The organism is Nocardia sp. NPDC059154, assembly GCF_042755705.1.
GTDB lineage: Bacteria > Actinomycetota > Actinomycetes > Mycobacteriales > Mycobacteriaceae > Nocardia.
The window spans coordinates 110,831-134,662 of sequence record NZ_JBHZCS010000023.1 but is presented as its reverse complement, the minus strand read 5'-3'; the positions used below and the strand labels follow the sequence as shown (position 1 = coordinate 134,662).

19 protein-coding genes are annotated in these 23,832 nt (G+C 61.5%); 8 read left to right on the top strand and 11 right to left on the bottom strand.

Going from position 1 to position 23,832, the window contains the following annotated elements; genetic code table 11:
* Positions 1–285: 285 nt before the first annotated feature.
* Entirely contained in the window at positions 286–1,065 is a 780-nt protein-coding gene (locus tag ACFXN1_RS21255; RefSeq protein WP_379442315.1) for an IclR family transcriptional regulator, read from the bottom strand.
* A gap of 999 nt (positions 1,066–2,064) precedes the next feature.
* Positions 2,065–2,952 (bottom strand): lipase family alpha/beta hydrolase, encoded by an 888-nt coding sequence (locus ACFXN1_RS21250; protein WP_379442314.1) that lies wholly within the window; start codon positions 2,950–2,952, stop codon positions 2,065–2,067.
* An 81-nt stretch (positions 2,953–3,033) separates the two neighbouring features.
* Here ACFXN1_RS21250 and ACFXN1_RS21245 point away from each other — a divergent pair, with 81 nt between their 5' ends.
* Together ACFXN1_RS21245 and ACFXN1_RS21240 are read left to right on the top strand one after the other, a co-directional pair.
* Positions 3,034–3,657 carry a TetR/AcrR family transcriptional regulator gene (locus tag ACFXN1_RS21245; protein WP_379442313.1) on the top strand — a complete coding sequence of 208 codons (624 nt, stop codon included), beginning with the start codon at positions 3,034–3,036 and terminating at the stop codon, positions 3,655–3,657.
* Between the two features lie 142 nt (positions 3,658–3,799).
* Positions 3,800–4,021: a hypothetical protein gene (locus ACFXN1_RS21240; RefSeq protein WP_379442311.1), complete on the top strand. Its 222-nt coding sequence runs from the start codon at positions 3,800–3,802 to the stop codon at positions 4,019–4,021.
* A 1-nt stretch (position 4,022) separates the two neighbouring features.
* On the opposite strand, the gene ACFXN1_RS21235 is transcribed toward ACFXN1_RS21240, so the two are convergent.
* Positions 4,023–4,640, bottom strand: a complete 618-nt coding sequence (locus ACFXN1_RS21235; RefSeq protein WP_379442310.1) for a helix-turn-helix transcriptional regulator — start codon at positions 4,638–4,640, stop codon at positions 4,023–4,025.
* A gap of 598 nt (positions 4,641–5,238) precedes the next feature.
* Between ACFXN1_RS21235 and ACFXN1_RS21230 the strand changes: the two genes are divergently transcribed.
* From ACFXN1_RS21230 to ACFXN1_RS21210, 5 genes are all read left to right on the top strand, one after another.
* Positions 5,239–6,444 (top strand): peptide synthetase, encoded by a 1,206-nt coding sequence (locus ACFXN1_RS21230; RefSeq protein WP_379442309.1) that lies wholly within the window; start codon positions 5,239–5,241, stop codon positions 6,442–6,444.
* On the top strand, positions 6,441–8,366 hold the full coding sequence (locus tag ACFXN1_RS21225) for an HAD-IIIC family phosphatase (RefSeq protein ID WP_379442307.1): 1,926 nt from the start codon (positions 6,441–6,443) through the stop codon (positions 8,364–8,366). The genes ACFXN1_RS21230 and ACFXN1_RS21225 overlap by 4 nt, the downstream gene beginning before the upstream one ends.
* Positions 8,353–8,598 (top strand): acyl carrier protein, encoded by a 246-nt coding sequence (locus tag ACFXN1_RS21220; RefSeq protein WP_379442306.1) that lies wholly within the window; start codon positions 8,353–8,355, stop codon positions 8,596–8,598. Before ACFXN1_RS21225 ends, ACFXN1_RS21220 begins: the two co-directional genes overlap by 14 nt.
* Positions 8,599–8,940: 342 nt before the next feature.
* On the top strand, positions 8,941–9,312 hold the full coding sequence (locus ACFXN1_RS21215) for a hypothetical protein (protein ID WP_379442305.1): 372 nt from the start codon (positions 8,941–8,943) through the stop codon (positions 9,310–9,312).
* A 1,058-nt stretch (positions 9,313–10,370) separates the two neighbouring features.
* Positions 10,371–10,631: a hypothetical protein gene (locus tag ACFXN1_RS21210; RefSeq protein WP_379442303.1), complete on the top strand. Its 261-nt coding sequence runs from the start codon at positions 10,371–10,373 to the stop codon at positions 10,629–10,631.
* Positions 10,632–10,798: 167 nt separating this feature from the next.
* On the opposite strand, the gene ACFXN1_RS21205 is transcribed toward ACFXN1_RS21210, so the two are convergent.
* The 4 genes from ACFXN1_RS21205 to ACFXN1_RS21190 form a co-directional block, all read right to left on the bottom strand.
* Positions 10,799–12,163, bottom strand: a complete 1,365-nt coding sequence (locus ACFXN1_RS21205) for a flavin monoamine oxidase family protein (protein WP_379442302.1) — start codon at positions 12,161–12,163, stop codon at positions 10,799–10,801.
* Complete coding sequence (locus tag ACFXN1_RS21200; RefSeq protein WP_379442301.1) at positions 12,160–12,636, bottom strand: TetR/AcrR family transcriptional regulator; 477 nt, start codon at positions 12,634–12,636, stop codon at positions 12,160–12,162. Before ACFXN1_RS21200 ends, ACFXN1_RS21205 begins: the two co-directional genes overlap by 4 nt.
* 2,159 nt (positions 12,637–14,795) lie before the next feature.
* Positions 14,796–15,836, bottom strand: coding sequence for an AraC family transcriptional regulator ligand-binding domain-containing protein (locus ACFXN1_RS21195; protein ID WP_379442299.1), 1,041 nt, complete (start codon positions 15,834–15,836; stop codon positions 14,796–14,798).
* Positions 15,837–18,231: 2,395 nt separating this feature from the next.
* A complete protein-coding gene (locus tag ACFXN1_RS21190; protein ID WP_379442298.1) occupies positions 18,232–18,513 on the bottom strand; it encodes a hypothetical protein in 282 nt (93 codons plus the stop codon).
* Between the two features lie 128 nt (positions 18,514–18,641).
* Between ACFXN1_RS21190 and ACFXN1_RS21185 the strand changes: the two genes are divergently transcribed.
* The gene (locus tag ACFXN1_RS21185) at positions 18,642–18,932 is read left to right on the top strand and encodes a hypothetical protein (protein WP_379442297.1); all 291 of its coding nucleotides are present in this window, start codon (positions 18,642–18,644) and stop codon (positions 18,930–18,932) included.
* A 312-nt stretch (positions 18,933–19,244) separates the two neighbouring features.
* Here ACFXN1_RS21185 and ACFXN1_RS21180 read toward each other — a convergent pair whose 3' ends face one another.
* Genes ACFXN1_RS21180 through ACFXN1_RS21165 form a run of 4 tightly spaced genes read right to left on the bottom strand, consistent with a single transcriptional unit; the run spans position 19,245 to position 23,832 of the window.
* Positions 19,245–20,207 carry an NADPH:quinone oxidoreductase family protein gene (locus ACFXN1_RS21180; protein ID WP_379442295.1) on the bottom strand — a complete coding sequence of 321 codons (963 nt, stop codon included), beginning with the start codon at positions 20,205–20,207 and terminating at the stop codon, positions 19,245–19,247.
* A gap of 57 nt (positions 20,208–20,264) precedes the next feature.
* Positions 20,265–21,068 carry a maleylpyruvate isomerase N-terminal domain-containing protein gene (locus tag ACFXN1_RS21175; RefSeq protein WP_379442294.1) on the bottom strand — a complete coding sequence of 268 codons (804 nt, stop codon included), beginning with the start codon at positions 21,066–21,068 and terminating at the stop codon, positions 20,265–20,267.
* Positions 21,069–21,109: 41 nt separating this feature from the next.
* Positions 21,110–22,504, bottom strand: coding sequence for an aldehyde dehydrogenase family protein (locus ACFXN1_RS21170; protein WP_379442293.1), 1,395 nt, complete (start codon positions 22,502–22,504; stop codon positions 21,110–21,112).
* Positions 22,501–23,832, bottom strand: a complete 1,332-nt coding sequence (locus ACFXN1_RS21165; RefSeq protein WP_379442291.1) for an acyl-CoA dehydrogenase family protein — start codon at positions 23,830–23,832, stop codon at positions 22,501–22,503. Before ACFXN1_RS21165 ends, ACFXN1_RS21170 begins: the two co-directional genes overlap by 4 nt.

The following is a 23,832-nucleotide window of genomic DNA, read 5'->3' as shown; positions in this document are numbered from 1 at the left end:
CAAAAAAACAACACCCCCCCCCTTCTTCCCCCCCCCCACTTCCAGCGCCCTGAACAGCACCAGCATCGATCACGAAGTCCGGCTGGAGTACTAGTCCGTCGTGCGCGATAACCGTTATAGCCGCCTCGATCAACGCTACGCGACGTCGGCTGAGCGAAAATTTGCGATTCATGCTGGTCTGAAGGCGACCAGGCGCCGCTGTACAGGCATCTTTTTCCTATGCGCGAAATGGGCGATGGACTTCTTCTATGGTGGAGAACTCGAGCATCCCGGTTGCATGAATGGTCATAGTGGAGAATCAATTTCCAACACCGAACCCATAGCCGACAGTGCACGCCCGATCAGGTGCGCCGTAATCCGTACCAGCGTATATACACCACCCGGATCCTGGTCGTCGATCGGGGGCTGAGTGGAAAGTGCTGCGACCACGGTGCCGGCATCCGACCAAATCGGAACCGAGATCGCGTTCGGATCAGCCAGGCCGTTGTAGTGCGCGACCCCCCGCCTCCGTATCTGATTGAGCTCGTCTCGGAGAGGCCGGGTCGTGTTGGGCGTATCCGCTGGTCTAAGGGGGTTCAGGGCTTTTGAAGCCACCTCCCGCTGAAGCGCACTCGGCGCATACGCCAGGAGAACCAGTCCAGCCGCCGACCTGTGCAATGGAAATCGCTCGGCCGGGCGAGGTGCGGCAGGGGAGACGCCAGGCGCGGCGACTTTGTCGATAAGCAGGACGTCGCGGTTCTGCCGGACGGCCAAACTGACGTCGCGGCCAATTTGGGCGCTGAGTCCGGTCATGTACGGGATCGCGACGGCACGCAAATTGTGGAACGGGACTCTCCGGTTTGTTAGTTCCCAAACCTTGGGGCCGATGTCGATGCGGCGCTTGACATTTCGTTGCAGCCATTCATATTCAACCAGTCCGGCTACGGTGCGTGAGACGGTTGGTAACGGCATCCCGGTGCGTTGGGACAGTTCCGAGATGGACAACGGTGAATCGGCATCGGCGACGGCCTCTACCAGTCTGACCACGCGGGAGAGGACGGATTCACCGTTAGAGAATCGGGACACAACCATTACCTTCAGCTGAATTGGTGCGCGCGGGAACCTCCCGACCTGGACGTGCGACCAGTATGGTGTGCGCTGCTGTTGCTCAGCTGTTTGTAACCTATGTGCGAGCTGTGTAGGTTCGGCTGTTCGTGGGCCTTGATGTCAGTCCTTCGGGAGGAGTGTTGTGGGCGTCAGGGCACATGGGATCACATTGATCAGGCGGACGTCTGGTCTGCGCCAAAAACGCTGTGGCAAGGTTTGTCGGACCGTTATCTCGGATCGGATCAGGCGGCTCCGGTCCTGTTGGCGCGGCTCGGCTCCACGGTAGCGTCGCCGCCGATTTCAGCCGGCATCGTTGGGGGAGTTTCGGTCTCGCGATTCAACTTGCACACGGCAATGTGCGTGCCGCCGAGATGTCCAGGGGAGGAACGGTTTCGGCGGCACGCACGGTGGCCCGACGAGGGGTTGACGCTCCGGCGTAGCGATGACGGTCACTATGAGCGTCATGGGCCGCGTTCATTCTGCAATCTTTGCTACAGCGTTGCGAGTCGGCTTTCATCCAATGAAATGAGTCCTTGTGCGGCACAGTGAATGTCGGAAACTGGCTGCTGGGAGTCCTTTCACCGAGTGTGGCCGGAGACTGTTCCCTGTAAACCATCTTCGCGGTACGGCGGTGAAGATGGATGCGGGTTGGTCCCGGCCAGGTTCGACGATGGTCATCCCGGCAAGCTGACTTCGAGTGTTCTGCGGCCCCGACGCAACGCTACCCACGGACGCGGTGGATGTACCTGCGCGCCTGATGTTTTCGTCGCAGCAGCTGCTTGTCGCTCGTAGCACCGAACCTTGAAGTTCTCGAGAGCCGGTGTCCTGCATGCGAGCGCATACCGGTTCATCGGTCGAGGTTCTGTGGACTCCTGTGCTCGGTGCGGCCGGCGAGACGTTGGCTCGCAGGTTGTTTGTTGTAACCCTGCCCAGCCGGCTAGCTCGCCGCTGCGGTGGTGAGTCCCTGTGGGTGGTCGCTCACTGGCAGGTCACCTGCGCGGGTGTGGCCGAACTGAGCTGACTCAGGATCCACTGCCTGGCAACAGCATCTTGCGGGAAGTATCCGTGCTCGACGTGAGCATACGGGCAGAGATCCTGGACGAACTCGTTCACCACGCCTGGTTCGTCGATGAACGACGCTTCGCCCGCTGGAGTGACCACGGTGTCGTCACGTGTGGCGAGCACGGCGTATGTGACGCCCGGTGCTGCGATCGGACCGGTGCCGAGCTCGACCATGAAGCTCGAATTCTCTTCCAGATCAGCGCATGCTGGGCAAACGGCAGCGGTCATCGCAACGTCGGTCTGTGGGCGCAAGCCTGTGGCGTTTGCGAAGCTGACCAGCCCGTTCATCGTGGTGCCGTGTGTGTCCGGGGCCAGCAAGATCTCGGCGTGGATTTTCGATGCTCCACCAAGGGTTTTCGCGTAGTACTCGGCGAGCACACCGCCTTCGGAATGCGCGACGATATCGACCTTCGGTGAACCGGTCGATCGCAGCACCCGATCGACGAACGCGGTGAGCTGGTCACCTGACTGCTCGAGCGGGCCGAATCCGTTGACGGCATCGAATGTGCGTCCGTCCTTGCCGTAGTTCAGGGCGTACGTGCAATACCCACGATCGGTGAGCTGCTCGTTCAATAGGTCCCATGCATCAGTGGAGTCGGCGATGCCGTGCACGAGAACGACGGGGTACTGGTCAGGGGTGTCGGGTTGGCAGGCCCAATCATTGAGTTGGCCCTCGGCCGTTGATGCCAGGCTGGGGACTGTGGACGCGAATCCGCTTGCCGCGGTGAACATTACGAGCGCAGCCGAAAAGGCTCCGAACCAACGCATCCTTGCCCCGTTCTCACCATCGACGCTCACATACATCGATGCATCCAGATACTCCTGTGTATCTCGGGTAGTGTGAAGTGTGGCGTGACACACTGTCAAGGGAGTGGCGGAGAACCAGTGACCAGACTCAGCCGTGCCGAGAGCGCGCAACGCACCCGAGCACTGCTGCTCACCGCCGCTGAAGACGTCTTCGCCGCAAACGGATTCACGAAGACATCGCTCGACGACGTCGCTGAACGGGCGGGCTTCACCCGCGGCGCCGTGTACGCGAATTTCGCCAACAAGGCGGAGATGTTCCTCGCGCTACTGGACACCTGGCTCGAGCGTGAGATGACCGAAAGCACTGAGTTGCGCGCTCCGGGCAATACCTCACAGCAGGACATCGATGCGCTCCGCGGCCGTGGCGGTAACCGATTCGCCGACCAACGCCGCTACCTACTTCTCACTGAGTTCCGTCTCTACGCCTTACGCCACCCCGAGGTGGCCGAGCGCCTGCGGCACTACGACCGGACCACCCGCAACTGGCTGACCGGGGCGGTCAGAGCGCACCTCGATCTAGCAAATCTCCATTTGCCCGTGCCGGCCGATCAGGTCGGGCTGCTGGTCCTCGCACTCGAAACCGGCTTCGCCACCTTGATTCACACAGATCCGGACACCATCCCGGAAGAAGCATTCCTCAACTCCCTCGACCTCCTCAACCAAGCCCTCACCGCCCTGGCGCAACACACCATCGACGAATAGCTCCCGCGCAAACCGCGCCGCCTTCACAGCACACACCTAGCTCACGCCAACGTGTACCCCACGCTCAGGCTCGACGATCTTCGAGTCGACCGGAAAGTCCGGGCCGACAGCGGGATTCACGTTTCGTCAAAAGGAGCTGTCGATGGCAATCTCTAGATTCGGACGGATCGCAGCGGCAGGCGCGGTCACCGTCGCTCTGCTCGGCATCGGCGCGGGCGTTGCGAACGCCGATCCTGGCCCGGCTCAGCCGGATGGCTCGGTGCCCGCGCAGCAGTGCCCGCCCCCGCCCGGCAACCAGCCGGGACAGCCTCCCCAAGCCCCTCAGCCGGACGGGCAGCCTCCGCAGTGCCCGCAGGCCAACTGAGCTAGGTCCTTGTACGGCGCAGGAATCCCTCCGCCATACCGGTAGCGCCGAACCTAGGGGGTCGTCGGCTCTGTCGGGCTCCTACCCACGCCCTGCTGTCAGGAGACAGCGAGTCGAGCTCGTGCACGGCCGCGATCGTCTCGGGGAGCAGTGGGCGGACCTGGGTGAGCGTGCCTTGACCTCGGATTGATACTTGGTGCCGAAAGGGCGCCGTGGCGAGTGCGGACAGCAGATGAACTGCCGGCTCGAATCCGGCGGGCGGAGTGAATGTTCCGGGCAGCGTGGTCACCGCGGTGATGCGGTCCCGTCGGAACTGGCGCAGTTCGTCACTGTTGCAGTCCTTCCCTGTCAGGTACCAGCGGCCGTAGTGGTCGACGAGCCCATACGGGTACACGGTCCGCTCGCCGGGCCGCCGGTTCCGGTCGGTGTAACCGATCGCGATCGGTCGGCGTTCGTGGACGGCTTCGGCGAGCCGGAGCAGGACGGCGGTCTCGACAGCAGTGTCCGGGCGCGCGCCGGCGGTGAATTCGACGGTGTCTCGACGCGCTCGCGCGGTTCGTGGGTCAGCAGGCGCGTGACGGAACAGCCATGCGCAGTTTGCTGATGCGATGACGCCCACGTCGGCAGTTGATGGTCGTCGACGGCGTTGTATCTCAATTCCAGGGTGCACCAATGTTTTCTCTCCCGGTCATCGCCACGGGAGACTTCATGAACAGCGTAGCGATGGCGGGGCGAGCGGATTGCGGTCTACAAGCCCGCAGTGTGTGACGACTCGGGCCACTGTGCTGAATCGCATTCAACGGTGGAAATCGGTGCCGTAAAGCGACAAGTACCCAACGCTGCATCGCCGGCGTTGTCGGTCAGCGCAGGGTTTCGCGCTGATCGAGAAGTGTCGCCCTTGCAGGATGAGTGAAATCGGTTGAATTGCAACGGAAGTAATTCTTGGATCGGGAACGCGTCGCGGCGGCGGTGAAGTCGCTCACAATCGGCAGTCGACCTCGGCGACCAGACTTCGTTGAAGAGTCTGCGCTGCAGGCTAGCTAGTCCTGCCGATTCTCGCCCAAGATGGTGTATGACATGGCATGAACTCACTTGCCAAATAATAGCTATCTCGTAATCATGTTGTGCGGCAACATCACTCCGTGACGCTTTGTGCCATTGCGACTGTCGAAACAAGACAGCCGAGGATTGGCTACTACGCGTTAGCATCTGTGCCGATGAGCGGTCTTACCACTGTATTCCGGCGCCGCATCTCCCCGACTGAGTGGATGTACTTCCCGATGCGGGATATGGCGCCCCCGTTTCTTATGCAATTGGCATTCCAGGGTGAGGGCAGCCTTGACCCGGACGAACTGAGGCGCGCGGTTGCTATCGCTGCCGAGGCATGCCCCGGTGCAAGGTTGGTCCGTGACGGCGATGAATGGGTCGACAGCGGCATCGCGCCTGCGGTGCGGGTTGTTGCCGGTCATATCCTGAATTACGCACGCCTCGAAGAGGATCCGGTTATCGACAGCCCGATCGGGCCGTCGCCGGAGGCGACCTGCGAGGTGCTGCTGCTGACCTCGGACCCGGTCACCGTCGTGTTCCGGGTGTTTCACGGTGTCATGGACGGTGCCGGCGTGGCGCTATGGGCGCGGAGTGTGTTTCGGGTGCTGGCCGGGTTCGAACCGCGGGCCATGCCGGATCCGATCGCCGACGTCGAACTCGTGAACATGATCGGTGTATCGGGTAAGCCGACGGTGATGCTGCCACGCTACAGCTCGGCGGTCGGGCATGGCCGGCAGGACTCCGGTCTCGCGCGACATCTGCTGCGCCACCGCACTATTCACGCGACGGGTTCGAGCGTCGTCGCTCGCATCGCCGTGATCCTGGCCGAGGAGGCGGGTTCGGAGTCGCGCATCATGATCCCCGTCGACCTCCGTCGGCACGATCTGCGGCTGCGCTCGACCGCAAATCTCGCGCTGCCGCTGTTCCTTGATGTGGCGCCTGGCCAAGTATGGTCCCAGATCAACCTGGACAAGTTGGTGGGACTGCGGGAGAACCGTGAACTGAATCAGATGGCCAACAGTCGGCTGGCGAACATTCCGCCCGTGATAGCTCGGGCCCTCCTGCACGCCATCAATTGGCTCGGCGCGCGTTTCGGCCGGAATCTGGCGTCGGCCACGGTATCCCACCTGGGTCGTTTCGACCTCCGCGAGCTATCCGTACCAGGCTTCACGGCGACGTCGGTACGGATGCTGCCGCAGCACAGCGTTGCGATGCCGCTGCTGTTCACACTGGCGGAGGCGGGAGGGCGAACTGAACTGACGGTCTCGGCCCGCAACGGTCGTGGCATCGAGCTCCGCCTGGACGCGCTGCTCGATCGGATCGCGACCGAACTGGAAACCGCACTGCCACAACGTAATGCGTGGAGGGTCCGATGACTCTGCAGGAATCCGGTGCGCACGACCGCGCCTCAGGGCCGATAGCGCCGCTGCGGCGGTTGCGCGAACTGCGCCGTCTCGGGTTCGCCGACCATCTGGACGAGGTGCGAAACGTGCTGTGCGGCATCACGGATCCGTTGGACCTCGAGACGGCGGGGCAGATGCTCGCCAACGACGCCGGACTCGGCGGTGTGCGGGGCACCGGCCTGATGGTCGAAACCGCGCTGGTGGTGTACGGCAATTCGACTCTCGATGCGCTGCCGCCGCTGCTGAACGGACATCTGATGCGGCATGGGGTCCATCCGGACGTTGCCTTGGCAGGCTTCAACAGCTGGCGCACCGATGTGCTCTCCGGCGCAGGGCCGTTCGCGAACGTGTCTCCGGCACCCGTGGTGCTCGTGCTGGACGACACGGTGGTGTTCGAATCTGTGGTCGACGCGACCGATACCGGCAGTGTCGCCGAGCGCTGCGCCGCGGTGGCCACCGAACTCGAGCAGTGGATCGGCCGAGTCAAGCATCAGCTCGGTTCGCTGGTTATCGTCACCACCGTGCCGCTGAGCCCCATCCGGCGCAACATGATCATCGACTATCGCGGCAAGTCCCGGATCGAGGCTGCCTGGGCTCGGATGAACGCCGCCATTCTCGATCTTGGTGAAAACACCGCGGGTGTAGTGACTCTCGCACACGAGTCGATCGGGACAGCAACGGTGTACGGGCTCCATCGCATGCGTCATATCGGCGGTGTCACCTTCGCGCCGGAATGGCTATCGGCGCTGGCCGAGGAAATTGCCAGGGTGATCCTCGCCCACCTCGGCCGAGCGAAGAAGTGTCTGGTCATGGACCTCGACAACACGCTGTGGGGCGGAGTGGTCGGTGACGATGGGATCTCCGCCCTCCGCATCGGTGGCGCCTATCCCGGCTCCGGACACCTCGAACTGCAGCGTGCTGCCCGCGCGCTGGCCGCACAGGGTGTCATTCTCGCGGTGGCCTCGAAGAATCGTGACGACACCGCCATGTCGGTGTTCGCCGATCACCCCGAGATGCTCCTGCGCGCTGACGACCTGCTCGCCCGCCGGATCGACTTCCAGCCGAAGCCGGGCAATCTGCGCGCCCTGGCCGGCGAACTCAACATAGGTATCGATTCGATGGTCTTCATCGACGACAGCGACTTCGAGCGCGGGTTGATGGGCACGGTCGAGCCGTCGGTTACCGTCGTCGAGCCGATGCGTGATCCCGCAGACTATGCGGCGGTTCTGTTGGGGGACGGGCACTTCAACGTCCTGGATCGCACTGCGGAGGATGCCGCCCGTAACCGGATGTACCGCGCGGACCGGCAACGGGTGGTGATGCGCGAGCAGGCCGACGACCTGGCCGGCTACTTGCTAGGGCTGGATCAGCGACTGACCCTCGACCGGGCCGAGCCGATGAATGCGGTACGAATCGCCCAATTGTTCGGCAAGACGAATCAATTCAATCTGACGGGGGTCCGCTACTCCGTCGACGACATCACCCGCGCCACCCAGGAGGAGAACACGATCTTCGTGTGCGGGCGCCTGGCGGATACCTTCGGTGACAGCGGCGTCGTGGTCGCCGCCGCGGTCCGGGATGCCGGAGATTCGTGGTCGATCGAAAACATGGTTCTCAGCTGCCGGGCGTTCGCGCGCGGCGTCGAAGAAGCGATGCTTGCGACCATTACCGCAGCGGCCGCGGCCCGGGGCAGGGCCACCGTGACGGCCCGCTTCGTTCCCACCGCCAAGAACCGGGCGTTCCGGGACTTCTTCGGCAGCAACGGCTTCCAGCTCGTCGCCACCGACGACGATTCGGAGGCAACAACATGGCGGATTTCCGCGGCATCGGCCCTCGCCGTGCCCGCATGGATCGCAGTAACTCATACCAAGGAGGTTTTCGATGTCCGTCAATGATCTGGTGACCGAACTCGTATTACTACTTCTCGAGGTCGATGCCGACGACCTGGGTCCGGATACCATCCTCGAAGAGGTGGGCAACTGGGATTCGATCAATCAGCTGCGGCTGCTGACACGATTGGAGCAAAAGCTCAGCGCCACAATCGATATCGAGGAGTTCGCGGCCGTGGTGACCTTCGCGGATCTGGTGCGATTGGCCTCCCGCACGGCAGATGCGGCGGGTCGATAGCGCCGGTGTTCACCGCGCTGAACCGACCGGCCACCGAATCCTGAAGGTACCCGCACCCGCCTTTGGCGACTGCCCCAGTGGTGCGGCAGGATCTCCACACCGAGTCGTGCAGTACCACAGTTCTTTCTGTCATCGGACTCTTGGTTAGGACCCACAGTGCGCTTGTCCGCCATTCGCTCGCACCTCGTGACTCTCGGCACGTGCTCCGCGCTGAGTCTCGCCGTCACAGCGTCCGCGTCGGCGGACCTGCCGTCGATCACCGTTTCGGCCACTTTCGCTGCGCCGGAACAGTTTCGGGCGCAGCCGCTGGACACCGCCGCGGTGACGTACGATCCGGATGCGGTGCCGACCGCGAGTCGAATCGAGGTGACCGAATCACTCAACAAGTGGGGAGGGATGAGCGTCGGTCTCGATATCTGGGGAGTGCGGCCCGACCAGCACTATCGTGGCTACGTTCATGTCGGGCGGTGCACCGATCATCCGGCCGATGCCGGTGCTCGCTTGCAGAACGGGCCGTCGCATGACAGCTACGAAGCGAACGAGATCTGGCTCGACTTCACCACGGATCACAATGGGGATGCCACCACCATCACGAACAAGTACTGGGGAATAGGCGCCGGGCAGCAGGCGAACCTGGTCGTTCTCCACGTCGATGGAGTCACAGATCCGGCAGCATGCGTTGCGGTGCCATTCCAGCGGTTCGGCGGTTGGTAGGGGAGGCAAGCCGCCCAACTCCGCCCTTTGCGGTAGCGCATTTCCCAACGTACGGCCGACGGGCATGCCGAGTCAGTGGCCGATCGCCATGGTGCAAATCGTAGTGAGGCGTCCACGGTTTCTTTGATGGCAATCGCTCCGGTGAATCCGGCGAGCGCCTTCGACCAATTTTTCTGATTGACGCAGATAGGGTTTGCAAGTGTACGAAAACATGCCGATCGGGACGGATGTCCAGATGGCTAATGGCTTGTTTCCTTTTCGTTTCCAATGGCCGATCATTCGGCTACTCGTGCTATTCCTGAGCCTGTCTACTATCTGGACGGTAGGCGTGTCCGGTCGAGTACGGATTGTGGAAATACGTGGCGACTGTGCAGGCTCCGCCAGGTGGAAGCATGTACGCAAATGACGACGATCTTCTGGATCCGAACGGTGCCGGTGTTCCGAAGGCTAACCTGAGATTGCCTCCGCTGCCGGAGATCGCGAGCGTGCCGAGTGGTTCGAGCTGAGTAGCCAAAGGACCGTGATGAGATTTCTTCGAAAATTTATATCGAGAGAACAGATGGCCTGATACCCGCGGTCTGTAACTGCTTCGCTGCGAGAGTAGTCGCCGTTGGCGTGTGTTGGCAAAGAAGTTCGGTCTTGGTGATAAGGGGGGCTTTTCGGACATCTGCCAAGCGCGTGGCGGACAATTGGACGGGTCGTCTTGAAGACGGCGTCTTCCGATGGAAAGCTCATTTCCGGCCGGGTGACGCACTATCGATTCTGATCAAATCCATACTGCGTCCACCCGGCTGCTGAGACTTCGGTCCCGTGAGCGGACACGCGGGACCGAAGAGGCGCAACACTCCTCATCATGTGAGCGCCGAAGTGTCATTCGTTGTTGTGTAGTCAGCGGGACAGCGGATGCCTTGAAAGGTCGGCACCACCGGGCAGCGGCGCTCAATTTGTCGCACTCTGTTCGGTGGTGTCGGTTCGCTATCGCGCCGCCCTCTGTTACCACGCTGGGGTACGCCGCCTACCTGATCGAGGGCATAGTCGGTTTAGCATCCGGTTCTCTCGTGCCGATTGCCTTCGGCGCGGCGGGTCAGGTTCTGTCCGATCGCAGCGACGAGATCATCTCGCGAGTGGACCTGTTCAACTGCGGAGGCGGCGTCGTGGTCGCGGTGACGCTGGGTCTGGTCGCCAAGGGACCGACACTGGGCCTTGCCTTCTCGATCCCGGCGATAGTGCTTGACGCTACGGTGCCGTTGGTACAGCAGCTCGGCAGCATACGATCCGTATCTGTCGGGGCGGAGCACTTGGCTGTGTCCCCCCAATAATCTGGCCATTCGACGATGAGGGTCACGATGAAGTCGGCACGGTAGGTCGTTTGTAGCGGCCGGCGACCGCCTTCCAGTGAGCTGAGGGCTCGGTCGGTGTTCTCCAACGGAGGAACGCTCTGTAACCGGAAACTCGAGACCTCACTCTGATTGCGCACCAACCCGATTCAGAGGTAGGCGATCACCTGTCGGGCGGCATCTTCACCCGATCGCACAGCACCGTCCATGAATCCGTTCCAGTAGGGTGACAGCTCGGCACCTGCCCAGAACACCTGGCCGAATCGGCGGCCCAACCATCCGCCGTACTCACTCAGGACCCCGGGGGCCGCGACCGCGGTCGGTCCGCCCAGTGTCCAAGGTTCGGAAGTCCAGTCCTGCTCAAAGTAGATGTCCGGGCGGAGCGCGCGTCGACCGACGGCAGTCGCAAAAGCACGTAGCACCGCGTCTCGGCGTTCCCGATCCGGGCGATTTGACCACTGGGTCCACGCTCGCCCGCCGAGAAAGCCCATCAGGATTCCTGGCCGACCGGATGGGGGAGTGTTGTCGAACATCGAACATATGGGAGAACCATTGCGGAACACCGCGCAACCGTTGAGGTCGTTGTCCCGCCAGAACGGTTCGGGATATACCGCCTCGCACTTCATCAGCGTGCCGAACGGTAGTCGTTGAAGCAGTGCATGCTGTGGGGCAGGAAGTGCCGGCTCCCAATTGATTCGGGACGCGAGCACCGGTGGCACTGTGACGACGACGGCCTCGGACGTCCACTGTCGATCATTTGATGCGACGGTAACCTTCCCTGCGTCTTGCCGGATGTTTGTCACCGGAGCGGAGAGAACGACGCGTTCCTCGAGTTGTACTGCAAGCCGGTTGGAAAGTTCCTGCGACCCGCCGACGAACCGCAATTCCCGCGCACCGCCGGTGACGCCGATGCCACGCTTCAGGGTGCCCTGGTTGGCCTCGTTGCCGAATGTTGCGATGTACCACAGGCTGAACAGCAACGAGGCATCGCGTGCTGTGCCGCCGTAGGCGGATCCGAGGAAGGCATTGACCAGGTCGAGTGCACCGGAAGTGAGTGTGGTTGCACGCAGCCAGCTTTCGAAGGTCATGCTGTCCCACTCGGCGGCCTTGGGCGCAGTCCATGGCGCCTGAACAGGGATCTGTGCCGACAGCTTGTCTATCCGACGTATGGTCAGACCCAGATCGGGCAAGGCAAGCAGATCAGGTGGGACGTCCCCGTCGTATCGGCGTGCCTTGTCGTTCTTGACATAGACGCTATCGCCGATTGTGTTGGCAGGGAAGGTCTGTACGCCGAGGTCCGCGGCGAGGCGCAACACGTGACTCTGGGTAGGCCCGACGAACTGACCGCCCGCCTCCACAACCTGCCCATCCGGCAGCTGGTGGTTGAGCGTGCGCCCACCCACGCGGTCACGTGCTTCCAACACCACCACGTCCAGGCACGCTCTCGTCAACTCACGTGCAGCGGTGAGGCCGGCCAGGCCGGCGCCGACGATGATCACATCATGATCAGTCAATTCCCTGCCTCCGTAACGTATGTGTTCAGGTAGCCGCGCAATGCGGTTTTGGCTTCTTGCAGCAGGTTTCGATCACCGGAAGGGGCGATCTGGAAAGCCTCCCGCAACAGCGCATCTGTCATCAACTGTGCAGTCCTGGAAACCGCATCCACGCGGGCCGCCTCTTGGGAAGCCAGAAGCTGCGCGCACAGCACCGTCTTCCAATCTGCGGCAATCCACAGTTTGTGTGTGCGAGTCGCCTGCCGGACCGATTCGTCGTGGAAGCGGTTGTGCCACAGAGCGCGAAATCCCGGCTCGGAACGGTAAATATCGCCGATCGCCTCCACCAGGTGACTGATGGGGTCGTGCCAGCGCTCGGCATCCGACGCTGCAACGAGTTTGGACATCGAATTTTCGAACGTCTCGAGATACATAATCGTCAGAGCATGCATGATGGTTGCATGATCGGGCAGGTGCCGGCGCAGCGAACCCACCGAAATTCCCGCGGCCGCAGCGACTCTGGTGACCGTGAGAGCCTCGATCCGGAAACGGGTCAGGAGATGGTCTGCCGCAGCGAGGGCGCGGTCCAGTCCCTCTTCTCTGCAGGTGCGGGGGAGAACTCCCCGAAGCGTAGGCAATGCTGCGGGTGCATGTGCGAGCATAGGCATACCTCCAATTACGAACGCGAATTCGATTCAGGCGACGATATCTGCCCTTCTCGTTCATTGCTCTCTAGCGATCTGCGCGGACCGGTGCCGAGCGATGGCTTGATTTGTAGTGTCTGAAGCCTGGCTGATTCCATTGCGGGGGAATGTCGGACGGAGATCGGCGGACTGGCGGTCAATGTCACACGATCGGAGCAGTATGGACGGAATCGCTTAGTACACTGGTTGACCGCCGAGATGGCTTTCGTGGGATTCGGCGAATTGCTGTAGCCCACTGTGACTTCCCTGACAATGTGTTGGTTGTTATCGATCAGCCGCTTGCGAAAACCGAAGCGCAGCTCGTCGCTTGATCGCCGGCGGGCGTCCTGTCGACCCAGGATGCTCCTGAGCGTTGACTTCCTCGGTGCGCCAGTCGGCCGCTACATCGATCTGACTGGTGACCGGCAGCATCGATCTCATGTAAGCGTGTCAGCAGCACTTTGCCAGCCGTGTTGGATGGCAAAGGGTGTCGCTGGTCGAAGCGATTCTGATGGCGTGTGCCGCCAGCGGTGAATCCCGACCGGTGGCCCGAATCTGTAGTCCTACCGCGGGTGGATCATCCAAGGACCGTCAGGCGACGTACCTCACGGGTTCGGCGCGGACGCTTCCGCCCGAATCTCTGTGTGGCTCAGAAGATCTGGCCCGCAACAATCTGCGGCAACGGCTGTCTCGACAGGCGCGGGTTCGTCATACCCCAGTCGGCTGCTATTTCGGTTCGGTTGGAGGGAGGGCTGTAATCCGTTTGGCGACAGGAGCTTCACAGCAAGCTCTTAACTTCCGCCAATCGTCGACAGAGGTTCGGAGCCGATGATTGCGCGGTCGTCCCGATGGGCCGACGTTTGCGGATGGTGATTCGGTGACGAGGGGTCGTGTATGTGGCTGATGTCGAGATGGGCGGCATGATCGCTGCCTGCGGCGTTTCCCTGGGGCTGTTGGAGGCCGGTGCCGCGGTTGCGGTCGCTGATTCTGGGCAGCCGACAGTGAACGAGCCCAGTACCCGGTGCCTGGGAACGCGTCACAGTGTCCGCCGGCACTGCCTGCCCGTTGATCGAAACGAGGCGATCGAACTGGATCGGGACTGTCTCCGGCGTCGGAGACAGGGCGCCGGTATATCCGTAAGACCAAGTACGACAGGAGGGTTCGCATGTTCCGCTACTTGCTGCCGTTGACAGGCAGCTGGCTTCCGCCGGTCGGCCAATGGCTGCCACCACTGGTCGCATTACTGACAGCCAACAACAACAGCTAGGACTGCTAACCAGCGTGGCCCGGATGCCATCGCACGAAAGTGATGACTGAGCTGGTCGGCGGTGCGGGTATGCCGGGTGAACCGCTGGCTGCGGTTGACGTCCCTGAGATCAAGAGCCACCGAAGGCTGCGGCAAAGATGCTGAGGGTCACTTCGGATCGAGTGAGTCGGAGTCTGTGCGGGAAGCCGGGCTTGTGCAGTCTCCGACTCGTGCCCGATGGGTCCAAGGTAACCGGCTCGCTCAATTCGCTATGCCCCAAACATGTTTCGAGTGTAGTCGGAAGTGAACCCGTGGCTGGAAGGAGTTGACACAGTGTCTGCAGCTGCTCTGATGACAGGAACCTCGTCTGGATCGGCCGTGCGATTGCTCGCCGCTCAGAAGCCGAGCCCGCTCTCATGGTGTAAGACTCGTGATCCGTGGAGGATCACTGATCTCGGAGCGCTCGTGGTGCAGGTATTGAGCCGCGCTGTGACGGACGAGCGACCGACGCGAGCCGCAGCCGGAACGATATGTAGTCGGCATGGATCTGCTGGCATTCTCGTAAACAGTGCCTAACGATGACACCGAGTAGCTATCCCACTGAACGGTCGGGGTCCGGTCCCGGCACGTGATTCCAGCGTCCTCGGCGACGCCCGCGGGTCGTGTACCTAAGCACTGACCTTCCCACGTGCCGGTACGTGGGAAGGTCAGTGGGAAGATTGGTCTACCGGTTCCCGGCGAAGGCCCGCCGAACACTACTGGGTGTCATGCCAGTCCATCTGACATATGCACGTCGAAAGTCGCGCACCTCGTTGAAACCAACTTCGCGTGCAATGGAATCTATTTTTAGTGCCGATTCTTGAAGAAGGAATGTTGCACGTCGTTCGCGTGCTCGATCTCGAATTGTGCTGAAGCTTTCACCTGCATCGGAAAGTTGACGGCGCAGGGTGCGTTCGGTCATATGTAGGCATTGCGCGACTGATTCCATTGTTATTGAATTTCGAAGGTTTTTCAGGAGAAGCATCTCGACCGTCGTGACCACGTCCGATTTTCGGCTATCGAGGTTGAGTAGTCGCTGACACGCATCGATTGCGACTGCGCGAGTCTGTTCATTATGGTTTGGAAGAGCCCTCTTCTGCAGGTTGCTATGAAAAACAATACGGCAGGCGTTTGACTCGAACAGTATTGGGCAGCGAAAGAATCGCCTGTATTCTTCGCTATATGGTGGAGGTGTAAAGGGGAGCTCGACTCTGACTGGGGACTGTTCGGCTCCGAAAATTGAGCGTACAAATACCAGTGTAGTGCTAAGCGCTTCTTCGAATAGGAAGACTTCCAATTCTGGATCGGGTGCGCGTTCACTCAGCAGCAAAGAGATCTCATCTTCGTATTCTTCGAATTCGACATCCACCAGACTGCCCGAGGCCTGATGGAATTCCAGCGCGACGGCGACTGCATCCTGCAGGGTCGCGCAGGTACTCATCGCAACGCCGAGAATACCCATCGATAGCAGGATATCTCGCCCACCAACTTGCATTCCTAATGGCCGGCGTGGCATCGACCGGATCGCTCGCCGTAGTATTGTTGCCGTCTGCCCATATGAGACAAATACCGACTGTGAGGTCATCAGTTCCGCTGGATCCAGCCCTGTTCCCATGAACCATGACGTAATAGCTAGGCCATCGCGCAAACCTATTTCGACGAGGCCGGATAGTACTGTCGGAGGTATTGCTGCGCTCCTCAGTTCCGGATTCTTGATGGCGGTCATGAAACGCTCTGCAAAGGGTTGTCCGACACGCCACTCATTCTAGTCCTAATTTGCCCTCGTGCAACCTGGTGGCAAGCTGTTCTAATGGATATCCGAGATGAGTAGATCACACTGCGCGTACGTCGGATTCGCAGCTCGGATTCAAGAGAAGTTCATTCTTGGTTTGTACGCGATGTGATGTTCGGCACGGCTGCGAGGTGAAGGTGTGGAATTGGTGGATTTTGCTGCTGCAGGAGGGCTCCGAGAAGTGTCGGGCCCGGCGATAGGGTGTTACGTGTGTGTAATGTGCGGAAACGCCTATGCCACATTGAGAGAGTCGGGATTGAAGGGATTCGGAGTCGTTGAGTTTCATCCCATGGATGCAGAACCGGGTAATCTCCGCCCTTGTGTTGCGGTTGGGACTTGGGTGCGGATCGCTGACATGCGATGAGATGCAGCTCTCGGTTCCACGGCAAGCCAGAGGCTTGACATTCTCTGGTTCCAGTGGTCGTTCTACCGGAAATTGATGCACCTGATCCGCAGGCTGCAAAATTACTGGCCGTTTGATGGGTGGGCAACGTGCTCTTTGCGTCGGGCGCGAAAATGTAGGGGGGATATCCGGACGGAAATGACAGCAAAAGCGGTCGATTTTGCTGTCGGCCGTCCCGAGGCGGTCGAGTATCTGTAGATTGTCAGTCGTCCAGGAATGTGCTGGCTGGTTCTCACGCAAGCTTGGATGTGTTGAGCGCTACGCTGTATTTGAAATAGAATTCTCGAACCCGCTACCACAGTCCCGGTGGGTTCGAGGTGGTGCCGTCTTGAGCGGTGCCGAGTGGCTGTCTGTGTTCCTGCGCGCGGGCAGCGTATGCAGACGGCTGCGATGGTCGGCACCGTCGGTAAGCGTCCCCTCTTCGCTTTCCGGCGGTGCCGACCATTTCGATTCAACGAAGTGTGGGAGGGAGCCTTCAAGATAGCTAACGCATGAAATCGCTAATATATAAGTTGATTCGCGTTATTGAGACGAACTGACTCGATTTCGACTTTCATTTTCGGCTGGAATTACTATCGGATCCACAAGATGCGCAATCGGAAATGTTCCAATCCCGTGCTATTGGTCTGGAGTGCGGCCGAATACTCCCAGCAATCTATGCTTGGGCATGATTCTTTACTCCGTCACACGACTTTCTCGTGGTTCTTCAGCGGATTTCAGCGATCTTGATGTGCTCGGCTGTTCCGATTTGTCGGAGTGAATACTCGATGACCGCTTGGAGGCATAGCTAATTATTAGCTGCGGCTGGTTTTGGGAAAATTTACATGATCGATGACCATGGCTACCATGTCGAATGTGGTGGATGCGGTGTCGTTGCGCATTGTCGACACCGCATCCACTGTTTGGCCATCAGGCGACGAGCGCGGCGATTACGGTAATCAGTGCGGGTAGGGCGGCGATGAAGGCGACGAGGACGGCGGTGAGTAGTTGTTCTGAACCCATGTGTGTAACTCCTATGTTCTTCGAACTTTCGGTTGCATCGGGCCCCGCTTATGGCGAACGGCCCGCAACCTATTTAGGCACAACTCTGCTCCGAAGGTCACCCATACCCTGATGAATGACCGTTATTGCCCCGAAGTTCGCCGCGGTGCCCCCCTTGTCCGCTCATTCCGATGGCTATAGCCATTTAGTCCTGTTGTGATGTATTCAACCCCGCCTGGGTGGTATGGCCCGTTCCGGGGAGATTTTGTTCGGGATCACAGCATTGTAGCCTGTTCCCGCCAGCAGCGGCGTCGACCAGATCTTAATAGCTGCCCTTCAGCGGGCTTTGTCAACATAGATGATCGGGTCAGACAGCGTGGTTGGCGACTGGCCCAAGGCGAAAGGTAATCACGACTTTTAGACGGTCCATCTTCGACATACTTGATGGTAATCGGCTTCGAACTCGTCCGGTGATCGCCAACCAAGCTTCTTCTGGATGCGCTGGGAGTTGTACCAGCCGTCGATGTCGGCGAACGGGGCGTTCTCGGCTCCGCCAGGTCCGCCAGATACACCGGTAGACCAGTTCGTTCTTGAGTGTGGAGAAGAAATTCTCCATCAGCGCATTGTCGTAGTCACCGACCGACCCCATCGATTGCGCTATTCCATTGTCGGCCAACCGGTTTGCGAATCGGATAGCCGTGTAGGTCGCCCCGCGGTCGGAGCGGTGGATTAGCTCGCCATCACGGATACCTGGCCATCGAGAGGACAGTGTCCAAACGCCAGACCGTCCCCCCTGGGCTAAACAGAACGGGCTCATCGACGCCGAACACGGAGTCAGATGGACTACCGAATTCCACTGAGGTGGCCCGTCTTGGTGCGGCGGTTCGAGATCGTTCGCAAATCAGCGACAACGCGCAGCCATCTACACCACTCGGTGGCGGTGACTCACCAACTCACCGAGCGTGCATACGCGATACGCGACATGACCTCTGCGAATGTGCCGGGCCCGTTCACGGGAAGCGTTGTTTGGTGGTAGCGGCGTGCATTGGCGACGCTGACCTCGACATAGCCCGAAATGTCGGTCTCGGTGACCACCAGGAACAGCAGGCTGAAACCACATGTAAACGGGAACACTTTGCCGGTGCGCTTGGAACGACCGACCTTGCGGGCCCTGTCAGTCCATGCCACCTTGTCGACACCGGGATGCGCGACCAGGTAGGCGCCCACCTCACGGCCGTCCGGGACTACGCCACCCCGAGGTAATCGAACGCCTGCGCCACTACGACCGGACCACCCGGAACTGGCTGACCGCGGCGGTCACAGCGCACCTCGACCAAGCAAATCTTCGCCTGCCCGTGCCGCCCGACCAGGTCGGACTGCTGGTCCTCGCACTCGAAACCGGCTTCCCCACCCTGGCGCACACGGATCCGGACACCATCCCGGAGGAAGCCTTCCTCAACTCCCTCGACCTCCTCAACCAAGCCCGCACAGCCCTGGCACAACAGACGATGGTCCCGACTAGCCTCGGCGCCGACCAATCCCCATCTGGCGCCGCTGATTTCGCGGTGGTCGGCGCCGAGTTGGCGGGCCGAGTCTTCGATGACTCGGTGGCGACCGGCCAGCCCTGGGTCAAAGCCATTTCGTAACAGAGGAAACCGAGGTCAACGCGAACCGGACCGTCCGCCGCCCACCCGACACTTTTGCCGCAACGCTCGTTTCGATGTGACCACATGCGCATCCTGGCGGGCGGCCGCAACCAGATCGACCCTGGACAATGTCCGGCATCGGCCCTCCTCGACAGCGCCGGCATCTCGCCAGCGCTCCGTCACAGTGACGTTAACATTGGCAATGGTCTCGCCCCGCCGGACACTCTCGGGGACTCCTCGGCGACTACTCTCACGAGTGGCGCTTTCCCAAGCCAGCCACGCCGAGCACTGTCCAGAAGACCGGAATGGGCGCTATCGAACAGTGATAACAACCTTCCCGAGGACTCCTCCTGCCTCGAGCAGTTCGACGGCGGCGCGCCCCTTTGCGAGAGGGAACGTCTGTGTTACTGGTGGCCTCAGCCCGGCCTCGACGAGAAGATCGAGGGCGCCCGCGACCTGCGGGAGTACGGTGGGCTCGGCTGTGAAGTAGGCGCCCCACGCCGCGCCGATTGCCGACACATTGCGCAGGAGCAGGCGGTTCGCCGCGATAGTGGGGATGCCGCCGGCCGCGAATCCCACGATCACAAGGCGCCCCCCGATCCGCAATGACCGTAGAGCCGGCTCGAACTGCGGACCACCGACCGGATCAATGAGCAGATTCGCACCGCCATTCGACAGATCGTGGACTTCCTGGGCCCACCCCTCAGTCATCCGAACGACCGCGTAAGCACCGAGAGACCTCACGAAGTCGTCGGCACCTTCTCGATGCACCACCGCGATGACCCGTGCCCCCAGCGCGGATGCCACCTGTACGGCCGCGGATCCAACGCCTCCAGCGGCACCCAGCACGACCACGGTCTCACCAGGTTGCAGGCCTCCACGTGTGACGAGCGAGAAGTACGCCGTCTGGTGGTTGATCAGCAGGGCGGCCGCCTCGGTGTCTGACAGCTGCCACGGCGTGGGCAGGACCAGACCAGCTGGCACAGCTACCTGCTCGGCGTACCCACCGACGGTGGCGAGTGCTGAGACCCGATCACCGGGCGCCCAGCCACTGCCTTCCGGAGCGTGCATGACAGTGCCGCACACCTCGGAACCGGGAATGAAAGGTGGACGCTGCTTGTGCTGGTACTGCCCCTTCATCGTCAGAAGGTCGGGGAAGTTCACGCCGGCCGCGTGCACTTCGATGTGGACGAGCCCTTCGCCCACAGGGGCGGGGACGTCGACGTAGTCCAGCGCACCCGGGCCGTTGAGGTCCTCGAGAACAAGCGCCTTCACAGGTCCTCCTGCGGCTCCACCGCGAGTCTCGAACTGCCGTGCTCTGGAACACGAGCTTCAGACAACATTGATGCCATCCAGAATTCGTTGCGCGAGGTCGGAAGAGCCCTCGAGTGTGATGTCGTTGTCCCGCCATGCCGTCCGCTTAGTCGCCCATGAGACGAACGATTCGGCACTGGCCGAGATCGTGGCCGCATGCGACCACGACGATCCGTAACCGAGCAGCCCGCCCGAGCCGATGTGCCACGCCCCTCCGCCGGGGCCCGTCAGCTCGAGGTTCACCGGCGCGTCGACCCAGACCATGGGAGCACTGCGCAGCTGGTTCGCCAGCACCGCGATCATCCATGCGACCGTGACTTCCATCTGAGCGGCGCCGGCCTGCGGAGCCGGAATGCCCACCACAGGTGCGATGTCATGGTGCAGATGCGTGTGCTGGTCGAAGACCGGGCCGCAAGCCATGAGCGCACCAACGGCGAACCACCCGAGTTCCCCCACCGGCATACGTGCATGGCCGAGCGGTGTCGCCGAGAGAACCTTTCCCAACGTGATCGCGCGGCGGCTCCACGTCTCGAACTCATCGAGCACTTGCCAGGTCGGCCAGTCCCTTCGCTGCTCGACGCCCTTCTCGTTCCAGTGCTCGATGTCGTTGGTCGTGATCATCGAGACAGACGCTGGGGTGAAGATCACGCGACAGCAAGCTCCCAGGTGCGCGACGACATCCCTGACCAGCCAGCCTTCAGCCTTACTCGGCATCAACCAGTGCTCGGCGTCGAGAGAACGGCAGTATGTGATCAGGTCGGCCCGGGCGGTCCGGAGCGCTTCCTGCCGGACAGTCTTATCGGGGAAATGCTTCTGGCTCATCGTGGATCACCTTCGATTGAGTCGTGGGTGTAGGTCATGGCTCAAAAGAGCTTCCGGAGGAGACGCAGATCGCTGCGTGAGTACGGGGGGTACACCACACGTGGGTCCGGCTGCGTCCCTTTACGAAGGACAGCCTTTCGATGGCTGAATGTCTGGAAGCCCCACTCTCCGTGGTAGGCGCCCATGCCGCTGTCACCGACGCCTCCGAAGGGCAGCTGCGGCGCCAGACAGTGCATCGCAACATGATTGATGACGGCTCCGCCTGCGGGGATCCGGTCGATCAGCGACTGCTGGGTGGATGAAGACTCCGAGAACACGTACAGCGCCAACGGCTTTGGTCTCGAGGTCACGAAGGAGACCGCCTCGTCCAAGTTCCGGTACGACAGGACGGGAAGGATCGGTCCGAAGATCTCGTCGGTCATCACCGGGTCGGAGGGATCCGGATCGACGACGATGGAAGGCGCCATGCTGATCGAGGCACGATCGCTCTCCCCGCCGGTCACCGAACCCGTTGTCGTGGCAAGGTATCCGCACAGCCGATCGAAGTGCCGCTCGTTGACGATACGCATGAGCGATTCGCCAGGGTTACGGAGCTCGTCCATGGCATCGAGTAGCAGGTCGACGAGGGTGTCCTTGACCGTCTCGTCCACGAGCACGTAGTCCGGCGCCACGCATGTCTGGCCGGAGTTCATCAGCTTCGTCCAGGCGATGCGCCGGGCGGCTACCTCGAGTGACGCGTCCGATGTCACGAGCACCGGGCTTTTGCCGCCGAGCTCGAGCGTCACCGGCGTCAGCGTCCTGGCCGCGCCCGCCATCACATGCCGTCCGACCTCCGTCCCTCCCGTGAAGAGAGCGTGGTCGAATCCGAGAGACAACAGGTCCTGGGTTGTTTCGCCATCTCCCTCGACGACCTTCACGGCCTCAGGATCGACGTACCTGCCGAGCAGGTTCGCGAGCAACCGGGATGTCGCAGGCGCCAGCTCCGACGGTTTCACCACAGCGCAGTTACCCGCGGCGATGGCCGAGATCAACGGGGCAAGATTCAGCAGCACAGGATAGTTCCATGGCCCGATAACCAGCACCACGCCGAGAGGTTCGTACTGGATCCAGCCCGATCCTGGCATCTGAGTCAGTGGGAGGTTCATTCGACGGTGGCGGGTCCAGGACCGAAGGTGCTTGCGGGCGTACACGGCCTCGGTCTTGGCGCCGGCGAGATCCCCGAGCCAGGCATCCGTGGGGTTGCGGCCCAAGTCGGTCGCCAACGCCTCGGCGAAGTCCGCCTCGTGATCCGTGACAAGCGCCGCGATTCCGTCCAGCTGCTGAGCCCTCCAGGCGAGACTGCGAGTCCGCCCCGAGTTGTACACCCGCCGAAGATCAGCCATGACTGCCTGAAGAGCGTCACTGTTCCCAATCTCGACCTGGTATTCGACCGTCATCGCAGGCCTCCTGCCAATGCCCCGGCCGCGGTCGATTCGGAGAGAGCACCGTGGCGCAGAAGCACGTCTCGGTGCGTGAGCTCGGCCTGCTCGCGGAGCAGCGGAAGGTGGTAGTCCGGGAACACACCTTCGTAGGGCTCATAATTCCGGAGAACGGCTCTGGCGACGACACCCTCGTGGACCTCCGTGGGGCCATCCACCAAGCCCATGGTGAATGCCTCATAGATGTACTCCAGGAAGGGCAGCTCCGACGAGACGCCGATCGAGCCGTGCAGATGAAGAGCTCGCGAAGCAACGTCGTTCAGGAGCTTCGGCATCATCGCCTTGACTGCCGAGATGTCACCCCGGACCTGGTCGTAGTTCTGGAACCGATCGATCTTCCATGCGGTGCGCAACACCAGCAGCCGAAACGACTCCAACTCGGCCCACGACTGGGCGATTGCGTGCTGAGCGCTCTGCTTGTCGGCCAGCCGCTCTCCCTTCGTGACCCGGGAGAGTACGCGCCGGCACATGAGGTCGAGGCTGCGCTGGACCAGACCGACGGTCCGCATCGCGTGATGGATGCGTCCTCCACCCAGGCGCGTCTGCGCGATGGCGAACGCCTCTCCCTCCCCGCCGAGCACATGGTCGGCCGGGACGCGGACATCGGTGTACCGCACGTACCCGTGGCTTCCCTCGGTGCCCGGAGTATGACCCACGTGACGGACGATCTCGATCCCCGGCGTCTCTGCAGGGACGATGAACATCGAGAACCGACGATGCGAGTCCGCTTCTGGATTGGTGAGTGCCATCACGATCAAGAACGCCGCATGGCGTGCGTTGGACGAGTACCACTTCTCACCGTTGATCACCCAGCTGTCGCCATCCTTGACGGCGGTCGTGGTGAAGACCTGCGGGTCAGCGCCTCCTTGTGGTTCGGTCATCGAGAAGCACGACACAATGCGGCCGTCCAGCAGCGGTTCGAGGTAGCGTTCCTTCTGGGCGGCGGTACCGAAATGGGCCAAGATCTCCGCGTTGCCCGTGTCCGGGGCCTGCGTCCCGAACACCGTGGGGGCCGTGCGAGACCGACCGAGAATCTCGTTAAGGAGTGCGAGCTTCAGCTGTCCGTATCCGGGTCCGCCGAGCTCAGGCCCTAGGTGGCACGCCCACAGTCGGCGGTCCTTGACCTCCTGCTGCAGCGGTTTGATGAGGTCGTTGCGCACCGGATCGGCCACGTCATATGGATCTGCCACCAGCAGGTCGATCGGCTCGACCTTCTCGCGGACGAAAGTTTCGACCCACGCCAGCTCAGCGGCGAAATCGGGGTCGGTCTCAAAGCTCCAGCTCAT

Coding starts and splice junctions, on each gene's coding strand:
- ACFXN1_RS21225 (WP_379442307.1), top strand. CDS start 6,441: ATGACTCTGCAGGAATCCGGTGCGCACGACCGCGCCTCAGGGCCGATA.
- ACFXN1_RS21175 (WP_379442294.1), bottom strand. CDS start 21,068: ATGAGCCAGAAGCATTTCCCCGATAAGACTGTCCGGCAGGAAGCGCTC.
- ACFXN1_RS21195 (WP_379442299.1), bottom strand. CDS start 15,836: ATGACCGCCATCAAGAATCCGGAACTGAGGAGCGCAGCAATACCTCCG.
- ACFXN1_RS21230 (WP_379442309.1), top strand. CDS start 5,239: ATGAGCGGTCTTACCACTGTATTCCGGCGCCGCATCTCCCCGACTGAG.
- ACFXN1_RS21240 (WP_379442311.1), top strand. CDS start 3,800: ATGGCAATCTCTAGATTCGGACGGATCGCAGCGGCAGGCGCGGTCACC.
- ACFXN1_RS21220 (WP_379442306.1), top strand. CDS start 8,353: ATGTCCGTCAATGATCTGGTGACCGAACTCGTATTACTACTTCTCGAG.
- ACFXN1_RS21165 (WP_379442291.1), bottom strand. CDS start 23,832: ATGAGCTGGAGCTTTGAGACCGACCCCGATTTCGCCGCTGAGCTGGCG.
- ACFXN1_RS21170 (WP_379442293.1), bottom strand. CDS start 22,504: ATGACGGTCGAATACCAGGTCGAGATTGGGAACAGTGACGCTCTTCAG.
- ACFXN1_RS21250 (WP_379442314.1), bottom strand. CDS start 2,952: ATGTATGTGAGCGTCGATGGTGAGAACGGGGCAAGGATGCGTTGGTTC.